Source organism: Jiella mangrovi, assembly GCF_017815135.1.
Classification (GTDB): domain Bacteria; phylum Pseudomonadota; class Alphaproteobacteria; order Rhizobiales; family Rhizobiaceae; genus Jiella; species Jiella mangrovi.
The window spans coordinates 385,843-409,952 of record NZ_JAGJCF010000003.1 but is presented as its reverse complement, the minus strand read 5'-3'; the positions used below and the strand labels follow the sequence as shown (position 1 = coordinate 409,952).

Here is a 24,110-nt window from a genome sequence, read left to right as displayed (position 1 = left end):
GGGCGTCAGCACCCCTCGGTACACGCCCCACTGCCATCGAACGTCATCGTCTTGCCACTCAGCGGCAGATAGGCGTTGGCTTTCACGGCCTGCATGAAGGCCTCGGTCTTCGTTCCCGCGACGACCTTGCCGCCTTCGGTCGCCGCCTCGTTGGCATGGGACGGGATCACCGAGGCCGGCTTGATCAGTTCGTCGATGACGAAGGCCGCTTCCGTCGGCCCTGTCGTATAGACGTCGCCGATATTCATCACCACGAGCTGTGCGCCATACTGCTTGGAGACCACCGTGTCCTGCTCGGCCGTGACGCCGGTGTCGCCAGAAAGATAGGCGACGAGACCGTTGGAGAAGGTCAGGACGTAGCCCGTCGGCGGGCCGACATAGGCGTTGAGGCCGGCGGTCTTCAGGTTCTCGCCCAGCGGACCGTCGATGAAGTCGCCCGACAGGCCGTTGGAATGGACCGCCGGCACCGTGGTGATCGCAACGCCGCCGACCTTGCGCGAAGCGCCGAAGCGCACGAGCTGGGCGTTCTCGGGATCGGCGCCGAGCGCTTTCAGTTTGGTCGAGAAAAACTGCGACATCTCGCTGCCGACGACGACCTTGGCGTTCTTGGCCGCTGCGATCTCGGCGCTGTTGGAGTTCGGCGTCGTCGAAACGCCGGTGTCGGGCTGGGCGCAAGTGCCGGCATTCACCGCCGCGATGCGCTGGTCACCGAGATGATCGCCATGGACGTGGCTGACGAGAACCGCGTCGATGTCGCCGAGCCGCGGATCGTCGGCGCCGGCGACGGTGCGGCCGGCATCGTAGAGAATGCGCGTTCCGTCCGGATCCTCGAACACCATCGCCCGGTCGCGCGAGCAGAACTCGCCGTCATGGCTGCCGAGCGGCGTCACCTTCACGCCCTGGCTCGTTGCCGTCTCGGCGGCCGGCTGCGTCTCTTGCGCAAAAACCGGACCGGCGGTAGCGGCCATCAGAATGGCGACGAGTGTCTTCTGCATGAATGGATCTCCCTCAACCTTCCACCGCAAGCGGCGGCGTTTCCATCGCGTGACTTAGAGCCTGGGACACACCTGCAAGTCACCCATCGCCAAACCACCCGGCTTCCGTGATCACGATCGATCACGATCTCATCAGCTGCCGGGCATCGGTCGGCGGCGTCAGTCCAACTTGGGGAGTGTCGCGGTCACCTCGATCGCCGCGTACCAGGCGGCGAGATCGGCGATGTCCGCATCCGACAGGCCCTTGGCGATGATCGACATCTGCTCGTGCTGGCGCTGGCCGGAGCGGAAGGCCTTCAACTGCTCGGTGATGTAATAGGCGCTGTCGCCGGCAAGGTTCGGCGCGTCCGGCGCCACGGCGAGACCGTCCGAGCCATGGCAGGTGGCGCATTGGCTGGCCTTCTTCTTGCCGGCGGCAAGATCGGCCGCCTGCCCTGGCGTGGTGGAGCAAAGGAGGGCTGCGACGGCAAGCGCGGCGGTGGCACGCGAAACCAATGCGGTCATTCCAACTCCTTCGACAAAGTCCCGACATTCAGACCGCGCAGAGCGATCTCACCGATCTGCCGGTTCACGACGCTGGCAATGGACTGGCCCGGCGCGGACCGCATCTACGGACGCGGCCGCGCCGGTGTCGGTTCCTACTCGTCGTAGGAGATCCGGTAGACCGCACCGGCAAGATCGTCCGAGACGAGGAGCGAGCCGTCCTTCATCACTTCGACGTCGACCGGCCGGCCCATATATTCGCCGCTGTCCGTCAGCCAGCCCGATGCGAAGACCTCCGGCTCGCCGGCCGTGCCGTCCTCGTTGAGCGGCGTGAACATCACCCTCGCCCCGACAGGCTCGGTGCGGTTCCACGAGCCGTGCTGGGCCGAGAAGATCCCGCCGCGATATTTCTGCGGGAAGCTGGTTCCGGTGTAGAAATCCATGCCGAGGTCTGCGGCATGGGCCGTGAACTTCACCTGCGGCATGACGGCGTCGGCCGGTGGCTCGGAGTTCTTGTATTCCTCGGTCCTGACGTCGCCCCCGCCAAACCAGGGGAAGCCGAAATTCTGGCCGGCGGCCGTCGCACGGTTGAGTTCGCCCGGCGGAATGTCGTCCCCCATGCCGTCGACCTGGTTGTCGGTAAACCAGAGTTCGCCATTGGCCGGATTGAACTGCATGCCGACCGAATTTCGAATACCGGTGGCGAAGACCTCGCGGTTCTTGCCGTCCCGATCCATGCGGATGATCCCGCCGATCCCCTCTTTCTCGTAAAGGTCCATCTTGTCTTCGGGCGGCACGTTGTAGGGCTGACCAAGCGCGATATAGAGCTTGTTGTCCGGCCCGATCCGGCAGACGCGGGCGGTGTGATTGAAGGATTCCTCCGAAGCCGGCACCAGCTTGCCCTCTTCCACCACCACTCCGACCGCGACGTCCGGGCTCTCGTAGAAGAACTCGGCCGCCGGCAGTGTCAGGACGCGGTTCTGCTCGGCGATAAACAGGAAGCCGTCCTTGGAAAAGCAGACACCGTTGGGAATGGTGAAGCTGATCGACGGCGCCAGTTCCTTCACCTCGTCGGCGACGCGGTCCTTGTTGCGGTCGGTGACCACCCAGACATTCTGCTTGCGCGTGCCGACGAAGAGCGCGACGCCCTGCGGCCCGACCGCCATGTGGCGCGCATCGGGCACGACGGCGTAAAGATCGATCTTGAAACCGTCGGGCAGTTTGATCTCTTCGAGATTCTTGCGAAGCTGATCGGCGTTCGCGCCCGTCTGCTCGATGGTCTTGATGTCCATCGAGGTCCCGGTCGACTGCATGCCTTGGAGTTTCGTCATGTTGTCGTCGCCGGACTGGGCGAAAGCATGCGAGGCTGCCACGAGGCCGAGCGCGGCCACCGTGCTGAAGAGCACCTTGTTCATAGTTCCTCCCTGCCGCGCTGAGCGCGGTCGTTGACCGGGGCCGTTGCCCCCGCAGGAAGATGCTGTCATCAGGTCAGGCTGGCGTCAATCTTATCGTTGCATTTCGAACCAATTGCTCGCATCGGACGTCATACGTCACGCCGCCGCCTACCAGCCCATACTTCCGGGCACACCCTTGAATGGCCCGGCCTGTCTGGACGTGATCCAGCCGCCATAAAAGCTGCCGGGCTGCGGCACGACGGTTTCGCCATCGACGCTGCAGCGATCGAAGGGCGCGGCGTAGAAGGCGACGTGGTCCCGCAACAATTCGAATGCCGGTGTCGGCCTTGGATAGCTCCAGCCGACGCGCGCCAGCACGACGTCGCCGAGAACGACGTCGAAATAGGCCGCTGCCCCCTTCCACTCACAGATGGAGCCACCGCCCGCCGGGTGAAGAACACCCGGCGCGATGTCGGCCTTCGGAATGTAGTAGCTCGGCGGATGGCTGGTCTCGAGCGTGCGGATACTGGCCGTCGTATCGGCGACGATCCGGCCGGCATGCTCGATCACGATACGGGCGTTACAGGCTTCGGCGATCGCGGGCCTCGGATAGTCCCAGACGCTTTCCTGTCCCGGCGCCGGCTTGTCGGGTTTCGGCCTCATGATGCTGAACTCCCATTGGCGACGAGACGCTGCAAACGTGGCCGGACCCGCAGAAAGGCGCGATAGGCCCGTTCGAAGAGCGCAAGGACGACCGGCGACCTGGCGGCGAGCCCGAGCGGGCGCAGCACCGGGATCTGACGCCACATCGCCGCGAAGGCCGCAGCGCCGGACAACAGGCGCCCATCCTCGCGGGCATGAAAGCGCGACAGAAGATCGGCCCGGTCGATCGGACAATCGCCGAGCTCGGCCGTCGCCGCGTCGACGAAGCGGATCGCACCGCGCCGGTCGAGCCGCCGCATCAGGGCGATCTCCTTGCGGCAAAGGGGGCATGATCCGTCATGCCAGACGATCAGTTCGCTCATGCGCCAGATATGGGGCGTGAAACGCCGCGCAACATCACCGTCGCTTGCGGCAAGATCACGACGCCGTCAGCGCTCGGTCAGCTTGAACTCGATGCGGCGATTGCGGTCCCTTGCCTCGGGCGTGTTGGCGTCGTCGAGCGGCTGAAACTCGCCGAAGCCCGTCGCGGCGAGACGGTTGGGCGGCACGCCCTGATCGATCAGGAAGCGGACCACCGCGTCGGCGCGGGCCGTCGACAGCGCCCAGTTGTCCTGAAAGCGGCCGCTGATCGGAATGTTGTCGGTATGCCCATCGACCCGGATGATCCAATTGATGTCGGAGGGAATCTCCTTGACCAGTTCCTTGATCGCGTCGGCGAGCTTGGCCATCTCCGCCTTGCCGGCGGGCTGCAGGACATCCGAGCCGGACGGGAAGAGGATCTCCGACTGGAAGACGAAGCGGTCGCCGACGATGCGGATATTCTGACGGTCCGCGAGGATTTCCCGCAAGCGACCGAAGAAGTCCGACCGATAGCGCGACAGCTCCTGCACCCTCTGGGCCAAGGCGACGTTCAGCCGGCGGCCAAGATCGGCGATCTTCGTCTGGCTCTCTTTGTCGCGGGTTTCGGATGCCTCCAGCGCGCCTTCCAGAGCGGCAATCTGCTGGCGCAGCGCCGCGAGCTGCTGGTTGAGAAGCTCGATCTGCGAGCGCGCCCGCTGCGACAGCGCCCGCTGGTCGTCGAGCGCGCCTTCGAGCTCCGCCACCTGGGCGTTTGCCGTCGCAGCCGACCCGCTACCCGAATCGAGCGCCTGCTGGAGTTTGGAGCGCTCGTCCTCGGCGCTGGCGAGAGAGGCCTGAAGGGTCGCGATCTGGTCCTGGTAATCCTGTGAGGAGGATCGCTCCAGGGCCAGAAGCTGGGTCAGCTCGTTGATCTGGCTGTTCAGCCGGTCGAGCACCGCATCCTTGCCCGAGATCTCCCGGCTGAGCAGAAACTGGGCCAGGACGAAGACCGAGAGCAGGAACATGATCGCCAGAAGCAGCGTCGAGAGTGCGTCGACGAAGCCCGGCCAGTAGTCGATCGTCCGTTCGCTGCGGCGGTTTCGCGAAAGGGACATCTCGCGTCAGCCCTTCGGCTCGGCGCGGGGCTGCTTGGCAGGCTTTGCCGCCTCGTTGACCGCCGTCAGAGGCGGCCTTTCGCGACCGATCTGCCCGGCCAGTTTTTCGAGGACGAGGCGCATTTCCCGCTGCTCGTCGGCCTGGCTCTCGACGAAATCGCGCAACAGCTGCTGTTCGGAGCGCATGTGCTGGACGAGGCCCTGAATGCTCTCGGCAAGATTGGCCATCGCCGCCGAGGTGCGCGGGTTGGCGCTCTGCTCGGTGATCATCTTGTTCAAGCGATCCGACAGCATCCGCAGCTCGTCGCTGCCGTCGCGCGTCTCGCCGGAAGCGGCCGGCAGAACCATGTCCGATCCGACGTCGGTGATCGAGGAGAGCCAGTTCTCCAGCTCGGTATAGAACCGGTTCTGCGCCCGGCCGATCTGGAGATCGAGAAAACCGAGGATCAGCGAGCCGGAAAGGCCGAAAAGCGAGGAGGAAAATGCCGTCCCCATGCCGGCAAGCGGCGCCGAGAGGCCGGCTTTCAGCGAGTTCAGGACCGCATTGGTGTCGCCGCCCCCCGGATCGAGACCCTGGATCGTCGTGCCGATCGAGCCGATGGTGCGCAACAGGCCCCAGAACGTGCCGAGCAGGCCGAGAAAGACGAGAAGGCCGATCAGATAACGCGCGATGTCGCGGGTCTCGTCGAGGCGGGTCGCGATCGAATCGAGGATCGAGCGCATTGACATGGTCGAGAGCGAGACCGAGCGCCGCCGGCCGATCAGCGCGCGCATCGGCGCGAGAAGCACCGGATCGCGCAATTTGTCGAAGTCGGCCGAGCCGTCGCGATAGGCATTCACCCACCGCACTTCCCGCGAAAGCCGGATGACCTGGACGAGGGCGAGCAGGATGCCGACGCATAGAACGCCGATGATCAGCCCGTTCAGGCCGGGATTGGTGGTGAAGGCGGTGGAGATCTGACGGCCAAGAATGGCGGCGACGAAACCGGCAAGCGCCAGGAAGACCAGCATGGACCAGAGGAAGACGAGCGGGCTCGACAACCGGGTCGGATCGAAATCGACCGGTCTTCCCGTCTTTTCAGTCGGCGCGTCGAAGACCTGCATTTCGCGTTTCACTCAACTCTATGGCCGGTCATACCATGGCCCGTCGGGATGATCGTGTCGGCGCACCGGGCCACAAACCACCCCGCCGCGGGCGATTCCGACCGGCGGCCCCGTCTCTTACGGGGAAACCATAGTAAAGATCGTGCGGAATGGAAACGTCAGTGTCTGAAATGACCTATGCCGATTTCGCGGATGCGAGACGCGCCTCGTCTCACCCCGCGGCCGGGGCATCGGCGCTGCGCGCATCCGCCCGCTTCTTGGCCGCCGAGCCGAGAAGCGACGTCAGCGCCTTGTGGAGCTGCTCGTTGCCGCAGGCGATGTCTCCGACCATATGGTCGAACTTTCCGCCCTTGAGATCGGTGACGAAGCCGCCGGCCTCGCGCACGAGGATCGACCCGGCGGCCAGATCCCAGGGCTTCAGACCCTTCTCCCAGAAACCGTCGAGCCGTCCGGCCGCAACATAGGCAAGATCGAGCGAGGCCGCCCCCATGCGCCGGATGCCCGCCGTCTCGGCGATCACTTGGCGCAGTTCGTAGAGGTAGCCGGCATGATCGCCATGGCCGAGAAACGGCGTTCCGGTGCCGAACAGCGCCTCGGGCAGCCGCGTGCGGGCCGAAACGCGGATGCGCCGGTCGTTGACGAAGGCACCGCCGCCTTTTTCGGCGACGTAGAGTTCGTCCTGCGCCGGATTGAAGATCACGCCCGCGACGATCTGCCCGTCCCGCTCGAGCGCGATCGAGACCGCGAAGTTCGGGATGCCGTGCAGGAAGTTGGTGGTTCCGTCGAGCGGATCGACGATCCAGCGATGCTGCGGATCCCTGCCCTCGACCTCGCCCCGCTCTTCCATCAGGAAGCCCCAGTCGGGTCTGACCCTGGAGAGTTCCTTGTAGACGATCTCCTCGGCCTTGGTGTCGGCATTGGAGACGAAGTCCGCCGGTCCCTTCACGGAGACCTGCAGGTTCTGGACCTCGCCGAAATCGCGGATCAGCGAGCGGCCGGCCTTCATGGCGGCCTGCGTCATGACATTGAGCAGTGCGGAGCGGGCCATCTCGACCTTTCACGTATTTTCATCCGGGCGCCTTTCCCCGAAAGCCGAGGCGGCGCGGCGCGGCAATGAGCGTCAGTCGGCGCGGCGCAGATAGGTGATTTCGTTGGTGTCGACGAGAATCTTCTCACCAGCCTCGATGAAGGGCGGAACCATGACCCTGACGCCGTTCTCCATCACCGCAGGCTTGTAGGACGACGTCGCCGTCTGACCCTTCACCACCGGGTCGGCCTCGACGATCTGAAGCACCACCTGGTCGGGGAGCTTGATGCCGATCGGCCGGTCCTCGTGGCTTTCCACCGTCACCATCATGCCGTCTTGCAGGAAGGAGGAGCGCTCGCCGACGAAGTCCTGCTGCAGTTCCAGCTGCTCGTAGGTCTCGCTGTCCATGAACACCAGCATCTCGCCCTCGGCGTAGAGATACTGGTAGTCCTTCTGCTCGAGGCGGATGCGCTCGACGGTCTCGGCGGCGCGGAAGCGCTCGTTGAGCTTGGTCCCGTCGATCAGGTTCTTCAACTCGACCTGGGCGAAGGCGCCGCCCTTGCCGGGCTTGACGTGGGCGGTCTTCACCGCGACCCAAAGCCCGCCATTGTGCTCGATCACGTTGCCGGGGCGAATTTCGTTGCCGTTGATCTTCATTGGAGTTCTCGAATTCTTCTCGTTCGTTTCCGGCCCGGCGGATTTCGCCGGCCGCCAATCTGTCGCGCGCCAGGTATTCACGGTGCGTCCTGCGTCCGTTGGCAGGCAGCGGCGGGATGCCGCGCCCGCCTGCGCGTCCGGTCGGCGCTCAAGACCATAAATCGCCGACCCGTTCAAGCCATGAGGCTCGGGCAAGGGTCATCCGGACCGGATCCGATTCGCAGCTTCGAGGGCGGCCTTCTGCGCCGCGGCGTCGAGACCACGGAAAAAATCGTCGAGGACGGGATCGCTGTTCTTCATGCGTTTGGCGAGAACCGCCCATTTCGCCGCCTCGGCAAGGTCGGGTTCCGTGCCGATCCCGTCCTTGTAGAGATGGGCGACGCGATTGACGGCAATCGGATTGCCCAGCACGGCTGCGTGTTTCAGGAACAAGAACCCTTCCTTCAACCGGGCCGGCCCGCCTTTGCCGTTGATCAGCCAGATGCCGTATTCGATCTGGGCGATGGAAAAGCCGTTGAGCGCCGAAGCATGCAGGAAGGCTCTCGCCCGGTCGAGGTCGCGCGGAACGCCGCGTCCGTTGGCAAAGAGCTGCGACATCGCATACTGGGCCTCGGCGACGCCGGCGCTCGCCGCCTTCTCGAAATAGCCGGCCGCGTCCTTGAAGCCGCCCGAGGGTGAAGCCTCGATCAGCATCTGGCCGAAATTGTATTCGGCGAGCGGCAGCCCGCGGTCGGCCGCCGCCTGCATCAGATCACGCGCCTGGGCTTCGTCCTTCTCGACGACGGTTCCATCGAGAAGGATCATCGCATAGCGAAACTGCGCTTCCGGATTGCCGGCCGTCGCGGCCGCCTTGAACCAGCGTGCCGCCTCCTTCATGTCGCGCCGGACGCCGAGCCCGCGAGAATAGATCTCGCCAAGCAGGGTCTGTGCCGCCGGATCGCCGAGATTGGCGAGCGGCTCGGCCAATTTGACGGCCGTCAGATAATAGCCGCGCTGAAAGGCGCCATAGGCCAGATCGGCCTTGCTCGGCCCCTGGCTTTTACCGGCAGCAGCGGCGTCCTTCGACCCGGCGGCCGGGGCGGCGGTGCCCTGCGCGGCGGCTTGCGACGGGGCGTGACAGGCGATGATGGCCAGGAAAACCGCAGCCAGGACAGATCGCGTTGGCACATCGGGCCCGATGCTCAGCTGATGCCTGAAAGGGTTCGCCCGGCGCTTCACTGCGACATCCGTTCGAACACTGCGTCGAAGGTCGAATTTGCCTGTGCCACGGCCGCCGCAGGATCGACGCCATCACCGAAGACCGCACGCGACAGCGCCACGAACTCGGCTCGCGTGGCGGCGGCGACCTCGAGCGTGGAAAGCTCCGCGCCGCCCATCACGATGCAGGGCACCTCGACGATCTGCGCCCACCATTCGGCGAGCGCGAGGTTCTTCTTGTGCGGCTCGGCTTCGGTGTCCCCGGCAAATCGGCCGAACAGGATATAGTCGGGCATCCGCTCGCCGGCCTCCAGCGCGCCGTGCCGCGACGTGAAGCCCGAGCCGCCGACGATCAGCTTCGGCTGATGCCGGGAGACGGCGTCGCCCAGGGCCTCGATGTCACCGCCCGTCAGATGCAGGCCATCGGCCCGGCTTCGGCCGGCGACACGGCTGTCGTCGACGACGATCGCCGCCGCACCCGCCGCCTGGGCGAGCGGTACCAGCGTTTCGGCAAGCCGCTGAAATTCGGCGGCGTCGCGTCCTGCGGCGTCGATCAGCACGGAGGCGACGTCGCCGCCAGAGAGTGCGGCACGCATTCTCTCCTCGGCGTCGGCGTCGGTCAGCGGCGTCGTGACGAGCACGAGCCTCGGGCGAATGAGATCATCAGAAGTCATAATCGATCGTCGATACTCCAGACGCGGCGGACTGTGAAGCGGCAAGGCCGGATCGCCCGTCACGGCAGCTCGCGAGTGCCTTCAGCCGCGCGGCGGAGCGCGGGGTCTGCCTGGGCTGCGCCGGATGGCCCTTGCCGGCAACAGGATCGCTGCCTATCGACATGGGATCGAAAGGACGCGAAGACCCGTGATTACCGACCCGCTCTTTTATGCCCTGGCCGTTCCGGCGGTGATCCTGATCGGTCTGTCGAAAGGCGGCTTTGGCGGCACGGCAACGCTCGTCGGCGTGCCGCTGATGGCGATGGCGGTCGATCCGGTCACGGCGGCCGGTGTCCTTCTGCCGATCCTCGTCGTCATGGATCTCATCGGCCTCGTCGCCTGGCGCGGTCAGTTCGATCGCGGCATCGTCCGGACCATGATCCCCGCCGCCGCCATCGGCGTTCTCGTCGGCTATCTGACCGTGGCTTCGGTCTCCGCAGACGCCTTTCGCCTGACACTCGGCCTTCTGGCCCTGTGGTTCTTCGCGAACTGGTTCCTCGGGCGCGGCAGGGATCGGCCCGCCCGGCCCCAGCAGCCGGCGAGAGGAGCCTTCTGGGGCGCCGTCTCCGGCTTTTCCAGCTTCGTCAGCCATGCCGGAGGCCCGCCCTTTCAGGTCTATGTCGTGCCCTTGAAAGTTGATCCGCCGATCTTCGCGGGAACGTCCGTCGTCTTCTTTGCCGCCGTCAACGCCATGAAGCTCCTGCCCTACGGGCTTCTCGGCGAATTCTCGCCCGGCAATCTGGGAACCTCGGCGGTGCTTCTGCCCCTCGCTCCGCTGGCGACCCTGGCCGGGATCTGGCTGGTCAAGCGCGCCGATCCGGCCGTATTCTACCGCATCATCTACTGGCTGCTGCTGCCGATCGGCCTGAAACTTACCTATGATGGCGCGACGGCGCTTCTATCATGAAGCCGGCTATGCAATCGATGTCGGCGCAAGACCGACACGAAGTCCAGAATGGGAGGGCCTCTTGGGAATCTACGACGACGATCTCGACCGAAACGCGGCGAATTACCAGCCGCTGACGCCGCTGAGCTATCTGTCGCGGGCGGCGCAGGTCCATCCCGATCGCACCGCGATCGTCCACGGCGCGCTGCGCCGCAGCTATCGCGACTTCTACGCTCGCTCGCGCGCCCTCGCCTCGGCCCTGACGCAGCGCGGCATAAAGCGCGGCGAGACCGTCGCGGCGATGCTCTCCAACACCCCGGCGATGCTCGAGGCCCATCACGGCGTGCCGATGGCCGGCGCGGTGCTCCTGTCGATCAACACGCGGCTCGATGCCGACATCATCGCCTTCCAGCTCGATCACGCCGAAGCGAAGGTCGTCCTCGTCGATCGCGAATTCTCTGCCGTCATGGCGGAGGCGCTGAAGAAGGCGACCGTCTCCCCCCTCGTCGTCGACTATGACGATCCGGACTTTCCCGAAGACGCGCCGGCGAGGAAGGGCGATCCGATCGGCGAAATCGAATACGAGGCGCTCGTCGCCGAGGGCGACCCGGAATTTGCCTGGCAGATGCCGGGCGACGAATGGGACGCGATCTCGCTGAACTATACGTCGGGCACGACCGGCAATCCGAAGGGCGTCGTCTACCACCATCGTGGCGCGGCCCTGATGGGCTACGCCAACATCGTCGCGGCGGGAATGAGCGGTCATCCGGTCTATCTGTGGACGCTGCCGATGTTTCACTGCAACGGCTGGTGCTTTCCCTGGACGCTCGCCATCCAGGCCGGCACCCATGTATGCCTCAGATGGGTGCGGGCCAAGGCGATGTACGACGCCATTGCCGATCACGGCGTCACCCATCTGTGCGGTGCCCCGATCGTCATGGCGACGCTGATCAATGCCGACGAGGGCGACAAGCGCCCCTTCGAGCAGACGGTGACGTTCAACACCGCCGCCGCGCCTCCGCCCCAGTCGGTGCTTGCCGGCATGAGCGAGGCCGGCTTTCAGGTGACCCATCTCTACGGCCTCACCGAGACCTACGGACCGGCCGTCGTCAACGCCTGGAAAGCCGAATGGGACGCGCTCGACGCGCCGGCGCGAGCCGCTCAGAAGGCGCGTCAGGGCGTGCGCTATCCGGCGCTGGAAGACCTCGCCGTGATGGATCCCGACAGCATGGAAAAGGTGCCGTCCGACGGCGAGACCATCGGCGAGGTCATGTTCCGCGGCAACATCGTGATGCGCGGCTACCTGAAGAACCCGGACGCCACCGAAGAAGCGTTTCGCGGCGGCTGGTTTCATTCCGGCGATCTCGGCGTCATGCACGAGGACGGATATATCGAGCTGAAGGACCGGGCGAAGGACATTATCATCTCGGGCGGCGAGAACATCTCTTCGATCGAGGTCGAGAACGCGCTCTACCAGCATCCGGCCGTGGCGACGGCGGCCGTGGTCGCCAAATCCGACGACAAATGGGGCGAAACACCCCTCGCCTTCGTCGAGTTGAAGCCCGGCCGCGAGGTCTCGGAGGAAGACCTCATCGCCCACTGCCGGGAGAAGCTCGCGCGATTCAAGTGTCCCAAGGAAATCCGCTTTGCCGAGGTGCCGAAAACCTCGACCGGCAAGATCCAGAAATACGTGCTGCGCAAGATGGTCGACGGGTAGCGGGCCCGGCATTCGATTCGCGTCTCCGATCCGAAGGCCGGGCACAAAAAAGGGCCTTGCGGCCCCCTGAAAACCGAGCGTGGCAATCGCCACGCCCGGCATCTGATTTGCGCCGATCAGTGCTCGGCGCGCCTCAGCCGTTCGATTTCATCCTTCAGCCGAAGCTTTTTCAGCTTCATCCCCCTGATCTCCGCATCGCTCATGGCTGGCTTTGATGCCATCGCTGCCGTAATCTCCTGATCGAGGACAGTGTGGCGCTGCTCCAGCGTCGTGATGTGGGTGTTCAAGGACATGGGCATCTCCCTTCGAGAGTTGGGTCCGGCACGCCAGACTTGAGCCGTGACTGAAACCAGTCGAGCGTGTCACAAAACCTTGGTACTGTCGAACGGGGAAACAAGATTCCGGCGGGTCAACTCAGCGGGCGGTTTACAAAATATGACGGTGTGGCAAGAGCTTCGAACCGGCTCGCGGTGAGCGTGCGGCGAAGTGTCTCGAAAGGAGTTTCATGGGGGAACAAGAGCAGGCAGGGCTGAGGCTCGCAGTGGCGCGGCTTCGCCAGGATCACGCCGACTTCGACGTCGCGATCGAGGCGATGGAGGCGATGGGCTGTGACAGGCTGCGCATCCAGCGGATGAAGAAGAAGAAACTTGCGGTCAAGGACAAGCTGCAGGACCTCGAGGACCAGATCATACCGGACATCAGTGCGTGAGCATGCCATCCACACCCGTCGCCATCATCATGGGCAGCCAGTCGGACTGGCCCGTCATGAAAAACGCCGCCGACACGCTGGATGGTCTCGGCATCGGCTATCAGGCGCGCATCGTCTCGGCCCACCGGACCCCCGACCGGCTCTACAGCTTTGCCAAGGGCGCCCGTGACGAGGGCTTCAGCGTGATCATCGCCGGCGCCGGCGGCGCCGCGCATCTGCCCGGCATGACCGCGGCAATGACGCCGCTGCCGGTGTTCGGCGTGCCGGTCGAAAGCCGCGCCCTTTCCGGCGAGGACAGCCTGCTTTCGATCGTCCAGATGCCGGCCGGGATTCCCGTTGGAACACTCGCCATCGGCCGGGCCGGCGCGGTCAATGCAGCCCTCCTTGCGGCAGCCGTCCTCGCCTTGTCGGACGAGGCGCTCGCCACCCGCCTCGACGCCTACCGCGCGGCCCAAACGGCGGCGGTGGAGGAAATCCCGAGGGACGAAACGTGACCGACTTCCCGCTGCGCCCAGGCGCTACCATCGGCATCGTGGGCGGCGGTCAGCTCGGCCGCATGCTGGCCATGGCCGCTGCAAGATTCGGATACCGGATCACCGTCCTCGATCCGAGCGCGGCCTGTCCCGCAGCCCAGGTCGCGACGGAGATGATCGTCGGCCCCTATGACGACGAGGCCTGCCTGAGGCGTCTCGCCGGCCTGTCCGACGTACTCACCTACGAGTTCGAGAACGTCGCTGTCGCGCCGCTCCGCAAGGCGATGGGGGAAACACCGCTGGCCCCGCCGGCCGAAGCCCTCGAGGTCTCCCAGGACCGCGTCGTCGAAAAGGCTTTTCTCAACGGCATTGGCGTCGAGACGGCGGACTGGCGGGCGATCGATGCCGCCGACGAGCTCGGGCACGCTCTCCTCGACCTTGGCGGCGACTGCATCCTGAAAACCCGCCGATTCGGCTATGACGGCAAGGGACAGGCGAGGCTGAACGCTGATACGACCTTTACCGACGCATTCGAGGCGATCGGGCGGGCTCCGGCGATTCTCGAAAAGCGCGTCCCCTTCGCCTACGAGATCTCGATCATCGCCGCGCGCGGCCAGGACGGCGCCATCGCCGCCTACGATCCGGCGGAGAACGTCCACAGCCTCGGCATCCTGAAGTCCTCGACCATCCCGGGCCGGGTAACGGACGAGCTGGCGGAGCGGGCGAAAGCGATCGCGGCGCAGATCCTGTCGCATCTGAACTATGTCGGGGTGATCGGCGTCGAGTTCTTCGTCGGCAAGGACGACACGCTCCTCGTCAACGAGATTGCCCCGCGCGTCCACAATTCCGGCCACTGGACCGAGGCCGCCTGCCTCGTCTCGCAGTTCGAGCAGCATGTCCGGGCGATCGCGGGCCTTCCTCTTGCGAGCCCGGAGCGGCATTTCGACTGCGTGATGGAAAATCTCATCGGCGAGGACGTGGATCGATTCGATCGCCTCGTCGCCGAGCCGCGCAGCGTCCTCCATCTCTACGGCAAGGCCGAGGTGCGCCGCGGACGCAAGATGGGCCATGTCACCCACGTAACGCCACTCTCCCGCGGGGCATGACCGGGTTTTCGGGCTTAGACAGATTGACATCAAAGCGTCTTCTGGCTATCTGCCACCCATCAACTTGGCGCGCTCGAAATGGCGCGCCTTTCCTCATGCGGCGGAGCGGAAGGACCCGATCGTCGCGACGATCGATCCGGTGAAGTCATGAAGATCAAGAACTCTCTCAAAGCTCTGAAGTCCCGCCATCGCGCCAACCGCATGGTTCGCCGCAAGGGACGCATCTACATCATCAACAAGGAAGCGCCGCGCTTCAAGGCCCGCCAGGGCTGACGCGCCGATCCGGGCCCTGGCCCGGGCGCTTTGTTGTTCGAGACTGCAAGACCCGCCCTTGGATCCGTTCCAGGCGGGTTTTCGCTTGTGGCCTCACGCGATCGTCAAATTGACAGGCGGGCTGCGATCGATGATTCTTCGCTGATGCGGCACGCTCTTCATTTCGCTCTCGCCCTGCCCCTCGGCCTCGGTCTTGGCCTCGGTCTTTCGAGCCACGCGGCGGCTCAGGAGCAGACGCCACCCTCCGTCATGCCACCGGAGGGCGGGAAGGCTCCCGAGGCACCCTCCGCGCCCGGCGGCGAGGAATCGCCGATGATCGTCCCGGCGCCCGACGTAGCGCCCGACACGCCGGACGCCTTCGGCAGCGCGCCCCTTGCCGAGGACGACGCGACCAGCGATCCCGCTCCCGTCGATCAGGCCGACACCGCGCCCGCGAACCGGCCGGACGAGACCCGGGAGGAGAAGATCGAACGGCTGTTCTCGGAGCTGCGCAAGCAGGCCGACGGCACCAAGGCCGCCCGCATCGCAGCCAGAATCGAGCGCGAATGGCGCCGCTCCGGAAGCGCCACGATCGATCTGTTGATGCAGCGTGCCGCAAAGGCCATGGGCCACAAGGACAATGCGGCCGCGATGGACGTCCTCGATCAGACGCTGGTTCTCGACCCGGATTATGCCGAGGCGTGGAACCGGCGAGCGACGTTGAATTTCAGCATGGACCGGTGGGGTCGATCGCTGGCCGACATCGAGCAGACCCTCAATCGCGAACCGCGCCACTGGGGCGCCCTGATGGGGCTCGCGATGATCCTCGAACGGCTCGACGAGAAAAAGAAGGCGCTCGAGACCTACGAGAAGGTCCTCGCCGTCTATCCCGCGCTGAAATCGGCGCAGGACGCCGCCGGCCGGCTGTCCGAGGAGCTGACGGGCCCAGCGATCTGAGGCGCCCCCCCCCCGGACGCAACGCATCCGTCTGTGTCCTGACGCTCCTAGAGAGGATGAGATGAGCTTCGCTCATTCTCCCGCTCTGTCCTCTCGTTGGGGGCCGGATATTTTCCGAAAATCGGCTCCCATTGTTCGGGATCATGCTCCAGGGGTGCGGCGGTCTCTAGTATCCTCGTTTGAGGATAGATTTGCTGGCCAACAATACAGCGATTATCACCGGCCCCCTCTTCTGACAGGTGATGCTCTTGCCTGGCTAATTGCTCTTAATGATTTTCTAAATTCGTCTTTTGGAACGATCGAGACATCTTGGGATTGGCCTTCGTGAACCCGGCGCGAACCGGCGCCTGGATAAAGAACGGAGGAACACGATGAAAAAGTTCATTCTCGCAACGACCGTCTTTGCTTTCGCCGCAGCGCCCGCACTGGCGCAGTCCGATACGTCCGGATCGACGACCACGCAGCAGCCGGCGATGTCCGGGGACAGTGGCTCGACCGATCAGTCGACATCGACGTCGGGCACCAAAGCGATGTCGGCCGGCGACATGGTGACCTCGCAGAACAAGGTTCTGAAGGCGCTGCAGTCCGCCGGCTACACCGACGCCGCGATCATGGACGCTGCTTATATCGTCGGCGCCACCACCCCCGACGGCGAACGCGTCGTCATGATGATCGACACCAGCGGCCGCGTCATGGGCGCCCAGCGCCGGGACGGACAGGGTGGCCAGTCAGGCTCGAACATGTCGTCGGGCGGCTCCTCGAACAGCTCGATGCCCGCCGACACATCTTCGGATAGCACCGACACCGCGAAGTAGCCCGCGGTCACGGGAATTCCGCTGCGAATCGAAAAGGCCCGGCGTGGAGATTCACGCCGGGCCTTTCGTTCGAGCGGCGAGGCTGTCTACACGGCTGACAGGCCGTCCGAACCGATATAGGCGATGCGCAGCATGTTGGTGGCTCCCGGCGTCCTGAGTGGCACGCCGGCTGTGACGATCACCCGTTCGCCGGACTTGGCGTATTTTTCCTCGACGGCGATCCGGCAGGCGCGATCGACCATGTCGTCGAGGTCCTGGGCGTCCTCCGTGACGACGCAGTGCATCCCCCAGACCAGCGACAGCCGCCGCGCGGTCCCGAGCACCGGCGAGAGCGCCAGGATCGGGATCTGGGGCCGTTCGCGCGCCGTTCGCAGCCCGGTGGTGCCCGTGGCGGTGTAGGTGACGATGGCCGCGACGCCGAGGGTTTCGGCCATCTGCCGCGCGGCGAGCGAAACGGCGTCGGCGCCGGTCGGCTCCGGCTCGGGCCGCTGGGCGAAGATGATGCCCGGATAGAGCGGGTCCTTTTCCACGCGCTGGGCGATCCGGTCCATCATCGAAACGGATTCGATCGGATACTGCCCCGCCGCCGATTCGGCCGACAGCATGATGGCGTCGGCGCCCTCATAGACGGCGATCGAGACATCCGAGACCTCGGCTCTCGTCGGAACCGGCGCGGAGATCATCGATTCCAGCATCTGCGTGGCGACGACGACGGGCTTGCCGGCCTTGCGCGCCGCGCGGGTGATCCGCTTCTGGATACCGGGCACCGCTTCGAGCGGCAGTTCGACGCCGAGATCGCCGCGCGCCACCATGATGGCGTCGGACAGCTCGATGATCTCGTCGAGACGCTCGACCGCCTGGGGCTTTTCGATCTTCGACAGCAGGAACGCCCGGCCCCGGGCGATCTTGCGCGCCTCGGCCAGATCGTCCGGCCGCTGGATGAAGGAGAGCGCCACCCAGTCGACATCGGCGGCGAGGACCGCATCGAGATCTTTTCTGTCCTTGTCGGTCAGGGCGCCCGTCGCCAGCGTCGTGTCGGGCAGCGAGACGCCCTTGCGGTCCGAGATCTTGTCGCCGGCCACGACCTTGCATTCGATGTGGCGGTTATCCGTGGCGACGCATTCGAGCTGCAGCCGGCCGTCGTCGATCAGGAGCCGGTGTCCGACCTCGACAGCCTCGAGGATCTCGGGATGCGGCAGCTGCACCCGGTTCGCGTCGCCGGGCTCGGGATTGTCGTCCAGCGTGAAGGTCTGGCCGAGCGAGAGCGACACCTTGCCCTCGGCGAACTTGCCGACCCGCAGCTTCGGCCCCTGCAGATCGGCGAGAATGCCGATCGGCCGGCCGAGCTCGGCCTCGACCTTGCGGATGCGGGCGACGAGGTCGCGCATCAGGTCGTGATCGGCGTGGCTCATATTGATGCGGAAGACGTCCGCGCCGGCCTCGTGGAGGCTGCGGATCATCTCTTCGGACGAGGATGCCGGTCCCAAGGTCGCGAGGATCTTGACCCTTCGGTTTCGTCTCATTCGTTCCCCGATTCGGTTCTTGGCGCTTCGGTGAGCTGCACCATCCAGCTCGCCTGCTCGCCGGTGTCGTACTCCCGGAACCCCATACGCTGATAGCCGCGTTTGAGGCAGTCCTTGCGTCCGGTGATCTTGAACTCGTTTTCTGCGATGCAAAGGTTGATCTGGCCGGCCCAGCGGCTGCGGCCATCGGCATCTTCGGCGTAGAGATAATAGTAGCGCGAGGAAAGCGGCCCCTCGATGATCGACTTGCAGGTCGTCGCCGGTATGCGCCACCAGCCCTCCGTCGTCCAGCCGGCTTCGGCCCGGTAGCCGATGGCGACGCCGACGAGCGACTGCGTGCCATTGCAGACCCTGAAGTCGGCCCTGGCGCCGACGGCACTAAGCGGCGCACTGAGCACGAAGGCGCCAATGGCAATCGTGGCGAGACGAATGGGCTTCGGCACGGCCTTGAACACGCCTAAGAGCTTCATATTGCACTTCCTGAAAACAATCGACCCTTCGATCCGCAATGTTCGCGTTGCACCAGGCGGTGTCAACGAGGGGAAGAACGCGCCGCGTCCTACCTAGCACCTATCGATGACAAGCTTGCGCGACGCTGCAGCCGACCGGACGAAACAGCCAAGGCAACAGCTGATCCTTGCCCCGCGCCCTCGCCGTCTGCCTCCAAGCCCGTGCCGATCACGCCGCAATGCCTCCCCCGAACGGCAATCACCGGCCAGAAGAAGGACGGCGATAGCACGGCAAACGCAACCGTTAGAAGCCCCCAGCGCGCCTGCAAGGCCCAGAACGTTTCGCTGGCGCAAGGAATGATCGACCCGCCACGGCTGATCGGCCCTCGAAGGACAGCCCGGCTCCGGCATCCTTGATGCCGGCCGCCCGAGGGTCGATATGCGGGCGACGAATCATAAAACCGGAGACTGAGCCATGCCCGATCTTTCCAAGGAGCAGCGCATCGCACTCGAGGCGGCGGCGTTTCGCCGGCTGCGCGATCACCTGTCCGAGCGAACCGACGTCCAGAACATCGATCTGATGAACCTCGCCGGCTTCTGTCGCAACTGCCTGTCCAACTGGTACCGCGAGGCGGCCGAGGCCGACGGCATCGCCATGACCAAGGACGAGTCGCGCGAGATCGTCTACGGTATGCCCTACGACGAGTGGCGACAGAAGTATCAGCGCGACGCCAGCCCTGAGGCACAGGCGGCGTTTGCCGCGGGCGCAACGGGCGATCGGCACTGATCGGGCCCACCATCCTCGCTTTCCACACCTTTCTCCCCTTGCGCGTCCGATCCGGGCAGGCGCATTCGCCATGGTAACGAAAGGCTTAGGAAAGCCCTTTAAAGGCTGCCCATCGGAACCAACGAACACGGAGTGCCAACATGTCTGACGTCAACGGAGTCGCACAGGATCAACTCCGCTCTTTCGTCGAGCGGATCGAGCGGCTCGAGGAAGAAAAGAAGACGATCTCGGACGACATCAAGGACGTCTATGCCGAGGCCAAGGGCAACGGCTTCGACACCAAGGTGCTTCGCCGCGTCATCTCGCTCCGCAAGCAGGACGCCGAGGAGCGCCAGGAAATGGAAGCGGTCCTCGACCTCTACCTTCAGGCGCTCGGAATGGCGCCCAGCGCTTCCGAAGAGTAAGGCACCGCCTGTTACCGATAGTCTTCGAGACGATCGCCGTTCGGCGCAACACCGGTCGACCAACGCCTTCATCCTTATCGCATGAACGCTGGCTGACCGGTGGATTTTCTTAATATATGCAACGGTTACGAAAACTACGTTTTCAGGTTGTGTTTTCTCTGCAATACCTGAAACAACGCTTCCATGATTACTGGTTCTCCGTTCATAAACGAGGGAATCAACCATGCTATCGTTCCGTAATGCTCTGTTGGCGGGTGCAGCATTCGTCACCTTGACCTCGGCAGCTGAGGCGGCCGACGTCATCTACGACGCTCCGGTCGCCGTTGCGCCGATCGTTTCGGCCTATGACTGGAGCGGCTTCTATGTCGGTATCTACGGCGGCTACGGCTCAGGCGATCTTACCGCCGAGTCGGAAGGTGGTGTCTTCCACTCGCTGAACGACTTCGCCGATCCGCTCGATGATGCGAAAGGCGGCTTCTACGGCGGCACGCTCGGCTACAACTATCAGATCGACAACTGGGTTCTCGGCCTCGAAGCTGACTTTGCCGGCAGCGATTTCGACGCAGACTTCGTCAGTTCCGATCCCGAGTGGCACGCCGACCTCGACTGGCTTCTGACCGTGAGGCCTCGCGTCGGTTATGCCTTCGACAAGTTCCTGCCCTACGTGACCGGCGGTCTGGCGGTCGGCCGCGTCGGCATCGACACCTTCGACCGGGTGGCCGACGACGATGGCGGCTCGGACTCCCGGACGATGACCGGCTATACGGTCGGCGCCGGCGTCGAATATGCCGTGTTCGACAATCTGACTCTCAAGGCCGAATACAACTATGTCGATCTCGGCAGTCGGGAATTCGATCTGACCGGTGGTCCGGCGGACTTCTTCGGCGTCGAGGATGTCGATGTCGATTTTCATCTCGGCAAGATCGGCCTGAACTATCGCTTCTGAGGTTCAGTGACGAGAAAGGCGCGATCGTCGGCCTGGCCGATGGTCCGCCGCTTCATATCGCCATGGCCGGATTGGGGTCACCTGCAAAGCGTTGCCACGGACATCGCTTGTATTCGCACGCAGCGCATGCTGCCTTGGGACGAGAGGATCGCTATCGGTGCTGAAAACATGGCTGGTGCGGTCGAGAAGACTCGAACTTCCACGGGTTGCCCCACAGCGACCTCAACGCTGCGCGTCTACCAATTCCGCCACGACCGCACGCCGTGATTCCGACGGTTGTTTTCCGTCGGTGGCGGGCGTGTAACAAGAGATGCCGGGCGGCACAAGACCAAACTTCTCGCCCGTCGCGGAAATCGTGATGTTGTCCGCCCCTGGCATGAGACAGGCCCGTCTTCAGCGCATGATGCGCCGGCAGAATGCCGATCGAGGCCGCGTGATTTCCCTTTCCCGGTGAAGCCCCCCTTCCCCGGTGACGGTTGGAATCGCTATATCCCGCCCATGACGAGCCATCCCCCGCAGACCGCAGCGCCCCGGCTTCTCGCCGCGACCGATCGCTTCTTGCCCTCCGACGGGTCGCCGCCGGTCGAGTGGATCGTGCTCGACGGCCTGACATCCTATGACACGGCGCTTGCGGCCATGGAGGCTCGCGTCGCCGCCATTGCCGAGGGTGAGGCGGCCGAAGCGGTCATGCTGGTGGAACATCCGCCGCTTTATACGGCCGGCACCGGCGCCAGGGACGATGACCTGCTCGATCACCGCTTTCCGGTGTTTTCGGCCGGGCGCGGAGGCCAGTACACCTATCACGGGCCCGGCCAGCGGGTGGCCTATGTGCTCCTGGATCTCAAACGCCGGCGCCAGGACGTCCGCGCCTTCGTCGCCGCGCTGGAATCCTGGATCATCGCCACGCTCTCGGAGTTTCAGATCGTCGGCGAGCGACGCGAGGACCGCGTCGGCGTGTGGGTCGCGCGGCCGGAGGGTGAGCGGTCCTCAGACGGGGCCGTCAGCGAGGACAAGATCGCGGCGATCGGCATCCGCGTTCGCCGCTGGGTGACGTTCCACGGCATCTCGCTCAACGTCGATCCCGACCTCACGCATTTTTCCGGCATTGTGCCCTGCGGCATTCGCGGCCACGGCGTGACCAGCCTGGCCGATCTCGGCATACTCGTCTCGATGCCCGAGGTGGACGCCCTTTTGCGGAAGAATTTCGAGACGGTGTTCGGAGCCTCGCGGCCCGCGACCGTCGGGGGGTGACCCCAGCGCCCCCCGTGCTGGCCGGCCGCCTTACTCCGTCGGGCGAACCTCGAATTCGCCCTCATAGCTCTCGACATCGCCGATGACGCGGACATCGTGGACGTTGCTGCAGGCCGGCCCCGCCTCGGCCGCGCCGAGCATCTCGTCGACGGCGGCATCCTCACCGCTGAAAACCGCCTCGACGGCGCCGGAGCGGCAATTGCGCACCCAGCCCGACAATTCCAGCCGCCGCGCCTCCTCTTCGCACCAGGCGCGATAGCCGACGCCCTGCACCCGGCCGGTGATTTCGACGTGAACGCTCTTGACCATGCAACATCCCCTGTTCGCGCGGCTCGCGCCTGACGCCTCACGGTTGATAGTAGTCTTCGCGAAGGATGTTTCGAATCCGATGAACAGCGCGCTTCCGAAAAAAGCCGAATCGGAAGATCGAGACGCTCAGTGCGGCGGCGGCACCCGGCGGATTTCGACGACGGCCATTTTGGCCTTGCGTTCGCGCAGGAAGACGAAAAGGCCGGATGCGACGATGATCGCCATGCCGAGCCATTTCGCGAGGTTCGGCAGGTCGCCGAAGACCAGATAGCCAAGACCGATCGCCGAGACGATCTCGACATAGCCGAACGGTGCGAGGACCGAGGCGGGTGCGAGGCGATAGGCATAGATGAACATGAGATGGCCGACGGTTCCGACCAGGCCGGCGAGAAAGAGCAGCATCCATGCCGTCGCCGTCGGGGGCCAGCTGAAACGAAGCTCCTCGATGCCGCTCCCCTGCCCGAGCGCGATGGCCAGCGCCAGGGCAAGGGCGCCAACGAGACCGCCATAGACCATCATCGCCAGCGGGCTCGTCCCGCGCGAGACCTTGCGACTGAGAATGAGATAGAGGGCGACCGCGAAGGCCGCCATCAGCGGCAACAGCGAAGCGGGGCCGAAAATGGCGTAGCTCGGCTGGATGATGATCATCGCTCCGACAAAGCCGATCGCGACCGCCGCCACCCGTCGCCAGCCGATGGTTTCCTTCAGAAAGACGGCCGACAGGAGCGTGACCATCAAGGGCTCGACCAGAAACACCGCCGTCGCGTCGGCAAGCGGCATGAAACGAAGCGCTGCGAAAAACGACAGGGTTCCGAGTGCGAGGAGCAGACCACGCAGGACGTTGAGAAACGGCCGCGTGGTCGCAAGCCCTGCCCATCCATTGGCGACGAGGACGATCGGCAAGGTCAGGCCAGCCTGGATACCGAGGCGAAACATCCCGACCTCGCCCGGCGAGAGCTGATGGACCGTCACCAGCTTCTTGCCGAACACGTCGAGAATTGGAATGAAGGCGGCGGCGAGGATCATGATCGCCATGCCTCGCAGGGTCTCGCTCGGCGTATTGGTGTAGGATTGGCTGGTGTCGGTCATTCCGCTGCATGGCATGGTTCGAAGGATCCCGCCATCGACGGAAACGAAGTGCGATGGATTTGCTGTCCGGTTAAGGCGCCTTTCCGGCCGGGCGACAAGCCCGCCCGTTCGCCTGGCCCGCCCCGAAAAGACCGATCGAAGCGAGGATGAGACTGCCGTGACGACCCTTTTTGTCGATGCCGACGCCTGTCCGGTGAAGGACGAGGCCATCACCGTCGCCACCCGCAAGGCTGCGGCGGTCATCCTGGTCTCCAACGGCGGCATGCGGCCGTCGCGCTTTCCCGAAGCCCGCATCGTTGTCGTCCCGGATGGCGCAGACGCTGCCGACGACTGGATCGTCGAGAACTGCACTGCCGGCGACGTGGTGATCACCGCGGACATCCCCCTGGCGGCCCGGGCGCTCGAAAAAGGCGCTGCGGCCCTCGGCCCGACGGGCCGCGAGTTTACCGCTGAGACGATCGGGACCGCCCTGTCGATGCGGGCCTTCAAGCAGCATCTGCGCGAAACCGGCGAATCGAAGGGCTACAATGCCAGCTTCACCGCCGCCGACCGCTCGCGCTTCCTGCAGGCGCTCGATCAGGTTCTCACAAGGGTTTCGCGCTGATCCCTTCGCGCCTCGCCTGAGATCACGATGGGGAGAGCGACCTGAAACCTCCTGGCACTTCCGTGCGAACAAGGCCCTGATCCGTCGTCCATCTGCAACGACGGAAAATCCGCAGAAGAGCGAAGGAAGACTTTCGCAATGGCGAC

29 protein-coding genes and 1 tRNA gene are annotated in these 24,110 nt (G+C 64.8%); 13 read left to right on the top strand and 17 right to left on the bottom strand.

The window, feature by feature from the left end:
- Positions 1-5 precede the first annotated feature (5 nt).
- The 11 genes from J6595_RS07185 to J6595_RS07135 form a co-directional block, all read right to left on the bottom strand.
- On the bottom strand, positions 6-995 hold the full coding sequence (locus J6595_RS07185; RefSeq protein ID WP_209593756.1) for an MBL fold metallo-hydrolase: 990 nt from the start codon (positions 993-995) through the stop codon (positions 6-8).
- A 159-nt stretch (positions 996-1,154) separates the two neighbouring features.
- A complete protein-coding gene (locus J6595_RS07180) occupies positions 1,155-1,499 on the bottom strand; it encodes a c-type cytochrome (RefSeq protein WP_209593755.1) in 345 nt (114 codons plus the stop codon).
- A 134-nt stretch (positions 1,500-1,633) separates the two neighbouring features.
- Positions 1,634-2,893 (bottom strand): PQQ-dependent sugar dehydrogenase, encoded by a 1,260-nt coding sequence (locus J6595_RS07175; RefSeq protein ID WP_209593754.1) that lies wholly within the window; start codon positions 2,891-2,893, stop codon positions 1,634-1,636.
- Between the two features lie 147 nt (positions 2,894-3,040).
- Positions 3,041-3,535, bottom strand: a complete 495-nt coding sequence (locus tag J6595_RS07170; protein ID WP_209593753.1) for a DUF427 domain-containing protein — start codon at positions 3,533-3,535, stop codon at positions 3,041-3,043.
- A complete protein-coding gene (locus tag J6595_RS07165; RefSeq protein ID WP_209593752.1) occupies positions 3,532-3,897 on the bottom strand; it encodes a thiol-disulfide oxidoreductase DCC family protein in 366 nt (121 codons plus the stop codon). Before J6595_RS07165 ends, J6595_RS07170 begins: the two co-directional genes overlap by 4 nt.
- 66 nt (positions 3,898-3,963) lie before the next feature.
- Positions 3,964-4,989, bottom strand: a complete 1,026-nt coding sequence (locus tag J6595_RS07160; protein WP_209593751.1) for a peptidoglycan -binding protein — start codon at positions 4,987-4,989, stop codon at positions 3,964-3,966.
- Between the two features lie 6 nt (positions 4,990-4,995).
- Positions 4,996-6,093 carry a MotA/TolQ/ExbB proton channel family protein gene (locus tag J6595_RS07155; protein WP_209593846.1) on the bottom strand — a complete coding sequence of 366 codons (1,098 nt, stop codon included), beginning with the start codon at positions 6,091-6,093 and terminating at the stop codon, positions 4,996-4,998.
- Positions 6,094-6,304: 211 nt separating this feature from the next.
- A complete protein-coding gene (locus J6595_RS07150; protein WP_209593750.1) occupies positions 6,305-7,141 on the bottom strand; it encodes an inositol monophosphatase family protein in 837 nt (278 codons plus the stop codon).
- Between the two features lie 72 nt (positions 7,142-7,213).
- On the bottom strand, positions 7,214-7,777 hold the full coding sequence (gene efp / locus J6595_RS07145) for an elongation factor P (RefSeq protein WP_209593749.1): 564 nt from the start codon (positions 7,775-7,777) through the stop codon (positions 7,214-7,216).
- Positions 7,778-7,975: 198 nt separating this feature from the next.
- Complete coding sequence (locus tag J6595_RS07140) at positions 7,976-8,944, bottom strand: tetratricopeptide repeat protein (RefSeq protein WP_342453116.1); 969 nt, start codon at positions 8,942-8,944, stop codon at positions 7,976-7,978.
- Positions 8,945-8,991: 47 nt separating this feature from the next.
- The gene (locus tag J6595_RS07135) at positions 8,992-9,648 is read right to left on the bottom strand and encodes a thiamine phosphate synthase (RefSeq protein WP_209593845.1); all 657 of its coding nucleotides are present in this window, start codon (positions 9,646-9,648) and stop codon (positions 8,992-8,994) included.
- Positions 9,649-9,835: 187 nt separating this feature from the next.
- Between J6595_RS07135 and J6595_RS07130 the strand changes: the two genes are divergently transcribed.
- Together J6595_RS07130 and J6595_RS07125 are read left to right on the top strand one after the other, a co-directional pair.
- Positions 9,836-10,594 carry a sulfite exporter TauE/SafE family protein gene (locus tag J6595_RS07130; RefSeq protein ID WP_342453114.1) on the top strand — a complete coding sequence of 253 codons (759 nt, stop codon included), beginning with the start codon at positions 9,836-9,838 and terminating at the stop codon, positions 10,592-10,594.
- 61 nt (positions 10,595-10,655) lie between these two features.
- Positions 10,656-12,290, top strand: a complete 1,635-nt coding sequence (locus J6595_RS07125; RefSeq protein ID WP_245197669.1) for an acyl-CoA synthetase — start codon at positions 10,656-10,658, stop codon at positions 12,288-12,290.
- Positions 12,291-12,406: 116 nt separating this feature from the next.
- Here J6595_RS07125 and J6595_RS07120 read toward each other — a convergent pair whose 3' ends face one another.
- A complete protein-coding gene (locus tag J6595_RS07120; RefSeq protein WP_209593746.1) occupies positions 12,407-12,583 on the bottom strand; it encodes a YdcH family protein in 177 nt (58 codons plus the stop codon).
- A 212-nt stretch (positions 12,584-12,795) separates the two neighbouring features.
- Between J6595_RS07120 and J6595_RS07115 the strand changes: the two genes are divergently transcribed.
- From J6595_RS07115 to J6595_RS07090, 6 genes are all read left to right on the top strand, one after another.
- Positions 12,796-12,999, top strand: a complete 204-nt coding sequence (locus J6595_RS07115; RefSeq protein ID WP_209593745.1) for a YdcH family protein — start codon at positions 12,796-12,798, stop codon at positions 12,997-12,999.
- A 2-nt stretch (positions 13,000-13,001) separates the two neighbouring features.
- Positions 13,002-13,493 (top strand): 5-(carboxyamino)imidazole ribonucleotide mutase, encoded by a 492-nt coding sequence (gene purE / locus J6595_RS07110; protein WP_209593843.1) that lies wholly within the window; start codon positions 13,002-13,004, stop codon positions 13,491-13,493.
- Positions 13,490-14,578 (top strand): 5-(carboxyamino)imidazole ribonucleotide synthase, encoded by a 1,089-nt coding sequence (locus tag J6595_RS07105; protein ID WP_209593744.1) that lies wholly within the window; start codon positions 13,490-13,492, stop codon positions 14,576-14,578. The genes purE and J6595_RS07105 overlap by 4 nt, the downstream gene beginning before the upstream one ends.
- Before the next feature lie 147 nt (positions 14,579-14,725).
- On the top strand, positions 14,726-14,851 hold the full coding sequence (gene ykgO / locus J6595_RS07100) for a type B 50S ribosomal protein L36 (protein WP_084411784.1): 126 nt from the start codon (positions 14,726-14,728) through the stop codon (positions 14,849-14,851).
- Between the two features lie 144 nt (positions 14,852-14,995).
- The gene (locus J6595_RS07095) at positions 14,996-15,787 is read left to right on the top strand and encodes a tetratricopeptide repeat protein (RefSeq protein WP_209593743.1); all 792 of its coding nucleotides are present in this window, start codon (positions 14,996-14,998) and stop codon (positions 15,785-15,787) included.
- 371 nt (positions 15,788-16,158) lie between these two features.
- Entirely contained in the window at positions 16,159-16,602 is a 444-nt protein-coding gene (locus J6595_RS07090) for a hypothetical protein (protein ID WP_209593742.1), read from the top strand.
- An 86-nt stretch (positions 16,603-16,688) separates the two neighbouring features.
- On the opposite strand, the gene pyk is transcribed toward J6595_RS07090, so the two are convergent.
- Both pyk and J6595_RS07080 read right to left on the bottom strand, forming a co-directional pair.
- Positions 16,689-18,125, bottom strand: coding sequence for a pyruvate kinase (pyk, locus tag J6595_RS07085; RefSeq protein WP_209593741.1), 1,437 nt, complete (start codon positions 18,123-18,125; stop codon positions 16,689-16,691).
- Entirely contained in the window at positions 18,122-18,595 is a 474-nt protein-coding gene (locus tag J6595_RS07080; protein WP_209593740.1) for a DUF1036 domain-containing protein, read from the bottom strand. Before J6595_RS07080 ends, pyk begins: the two co-directional genes overlap by 4 nt.
- Before the next feature lie 454 nt (positions 18,596-19,049).
- Between J6595_RS07080 and J6595_RS07075 the strand changes: the two genes are divergently transcribed.
- From J6595_RS07075 to J6595_RS07065, 3 genes are all read left to right on the top strand, one after another.
- A complete protein-coding gene (locus tag J6595_RS07075) occupies positions 19,050-19,361 on the top strand; it encodes a DUF1244 domain-containing protein (protein ID WP_209593739.1) in 312 nt (103 codons plus the stop codon).
- 140 nt (positions 19,362-19,501) lie between these two features.
- The gene (locus J6595_RS07070; RefSeq protein WP_209593738.1) at positions 19,502-19,765 is read left to right on the top strand and encodes a DUF2312 domain-containing protein; all 264 of its coding nucleotides are present in this window, start codon (positions 19,502-19,504) and stop codon (positions 19,763-19,765) included.
- Between the two features lie 223 nt (positions 19,766-19,988).
- Entirely contained in the window at positions 19,989-20,711 is a 723-nt protein-coding gene (locus J6595_RS07065) for an outer membrane protein (protein WP_209593737.1), read from the top strand.
- A 173-nt stretch (positions 20,712-20,884) separates the two neighbouring features.
- Here the strand turns inward: J6595_RS07065 and J6595_RS07060 are convergent.
- Positions 20,885-20,969: transfer RNA gene (locus J6595_RS07060), tRNA-Leu, on the bottom strand.
- Between the two features lie 240 nt (positions 20,970-21,209).
- On the opposite strand from J6595_RS07060, the gene lipB reads away from it, so the two are divergent.
- Entirely contained in the window at positions 21,210-21,962 is a 753-nt protein-coding gene (gene lipB, locus J6595_RS07055; RefSeq protein WP_209593736.1) for a lipoyl(octanoyl) transferase LipB, read from the top strand.
- 30 nt (positions 21,963-21,992) lie between these two features.
- Here the strand turns inward: lipB and J6595_RS07050 are convergent, their stop codons facing one another.
- Both J6595_RS07050 and J6595_RS07045 read right to left on the bottom strand, forming a co-directional pair.
- Positions 21,993-22,271, bottom strand: coding sequence for an acylphosphatase (locus J6595_RS07050; RefSeq protein ID WP_209593735.1), 279 nt, complete (start codon positions 22,269-22,271; stop codon positions 21,993-21,995).
- Positions 22,272-22,397: 126 nt separating this feature from the next.
- Positions 22,398-23,360: a DMT family transporter gene (locus J6595_RS07045; protein WP_209593734.1), complete on the bottom strand. Its 963-nt coding sequence runs from the start codon at positions 23,358-23,360 to the stop codon at positions 22,398-22,400.
- A gap of 157 nt (positions 23,361-23,517) precedes the next feature.
- Between J6595_RS07045 and J6595_RS07040 the strand changes: the two genes are divergently transcribed.
- Complete coding sequence (locus J6595_RS07040; RefSeq protein ID WP_342453113.1) at positions 23,518-23,964, top strand: YaiI/YqxD family protein; 447 nt, start codon at positions 23,518-23,520, stop codon at positions 23,962-23,964.
- The last annotated feature ends 146 nt before the right edge of the window (positions 23,965-24,110 follow it).

Bases quoted from the DNA above. Each gene is read 5' to 3' on its own strand.
- J6595_RS07185 (WP_209593756.1), bottom strand. From the start codon at position 995: ATGCAGAAGACACTCGTCGCCATTCTGATGGCCGCTACCGCCGGTCCG.
- J6595_RS07180 (WP_209593755.1), bottom strand. From the start codon at position 1,499: ATGACCGCATTGGTTTCGCGTGCCACCGCCGCGCTTGCCGTCGCAGCC.
- J6595_RS07175 (WP_209593754.1), bottom strand. From the start codon at position 2,893: ATGAACAAGGTGCTCTTCAGCACGGTGGCCGCGCTCGGCCTCGTGGCA.
- J6595_RS07170 (WP_209593753.1), bottom strand. From the start codon at position 3,535: ATGAGGCCGAAACCCGACAAGCCGGCGCCGGGACAGGAAAGCGTCTGG.
- J6595_RS07165 (WP_209593752.1), bottom strand. From the start codon at position 3,897: ATGAGCGAACTGATCGTCTGGCATGACGGATCATGCCCCCTTTGCCGC.
- J6595_RS07160 (WP_209593751.1), bottom strand. From the start codon at position 4,989: ATGTCCCTTTCGCGAAACCGCCGCAGCGAACGGACGATCGACTACTGG.
- J6595_RS07155 (WP_209593846.1), bottom strand. From the start codon at position 6,093: ATGCAGGTCTTCGACGCGCCGACTGAAAAGACGGGAAGACCGGTCGAT.
- J6595_RS07150 (WP_209593750.1), bottom strand. From the start codon at position 7,141: ATGGCCCGCTCCGCACTGCTCAATGTCATGACGCAGGCCGCCATGAAG.
- efp (WP_209593749.1), bottom strand. From the start codon at position 7,777: ATGAAGATCAACGGCAACGAAATTCGCCCCGGCAACGTGATCGAGCAC.
- J6595_RS07135 (WP_209593845.1), bottom strand. From the start codon at position 9,648: ATGACTTCTGATGATCTCATTCGCCCGAGGCTCGTGCTCGTCACGACG.
- J6595_RS07120 (WP_209593746.1), bottom strand. From the start codon at position 12,583: ATGTCCTTGAACACCCACATCACGACGCTGGAGCAGCGCCACACTGTC.
- J6595_RS07115 (WP_209593745.1), top strand. From the start codon at position 12,796: ATGGGGGAACAAGAGCAGGCAGGGCTGAGGCTCGCAGTGGCGCGGCTT.
- purE (WP_209593843.1), top strand. From the start codon at position 13,002: ATGCCATCCACACCCGTCGCCATCATCATGGGCAGCCAGTCGGACTGG.
- ykgO (WP_084411784.1), top strand. From the start codon at position 14,726: ATGAAGATCAAGAACTCTCTCAAAGCTCTGAAGTCCCGCCATCGCGCC.
- J6595_RS07095 (WP_209593743.1), top strand. From the start codon at position 14,996: ATGCGGCACGCTCTTCATTTCGCTCTCGCCCTGCCCCTCGGCCTCGGT.
- J6595_RS07090 (WP_209593742.1), top strand. From the start codon at position 16,159: ATGAAAAAGTTCATTCTCGCAACGACCGTCTTTGCTTTCGCCGCAGCG.
- pyk (WP_209593741.1), bottom strand. From the start codon at position 18,125: ATGAGACGAAACCGAAGGGTCAAGATCCTCGCGACCTTGGGACCGGCA.
- J6595_RS07080 (WP_209593740.1), bottom strand. From the start codon at position 18,595: ATGAAGCTCTTAGGCGTGTTCAAGGCCGTGCCGAAGCCCATTCGTCTC.
- J6595_RS07075 (WP_209593739.1), top strand. From the start codon at position 19,050: ATGCCCGATCTTTCCAAGGAGCAGCGCATCGCACTCGAGGCGGCGGCG.
- J6595_RS07070 (WP_209593738.1), top strand. From the start codon at position 19,502: ATGTCTGACGTCAACGGAGTCGCACAGGATCAACTCCGCTCTTTCGTC.
- J6595_RS07065 (WP_209593737.1), top strand. From the start codon at position 19,989: ATGCTATCGTTCCGTAATGCTCTGTTGGCGGGTGCAGCATTCGTCACC.
- lipB (WP_209593736.1), top strand. From the start codon at position 21,210: ATGACGAGCCATCCCCCGCAGACCGCAGCGCCCCGGCTTCTCGCCGCG.
- J6595_RS07050 (WP_209593735.1), bottom strand. From the start codon at position 22,271: ATGGTCAAGAGCGTTCACGTCGAAATCACCGGCCGGGTGCAGGGCGTC.
- J6595_RS07045 (WP_209593734.1), bottom strand. From the start codon at position 23,360: ATGACCGACACCAGCCAATCCTACACCAATACGCCGAGCGAGACCCTG.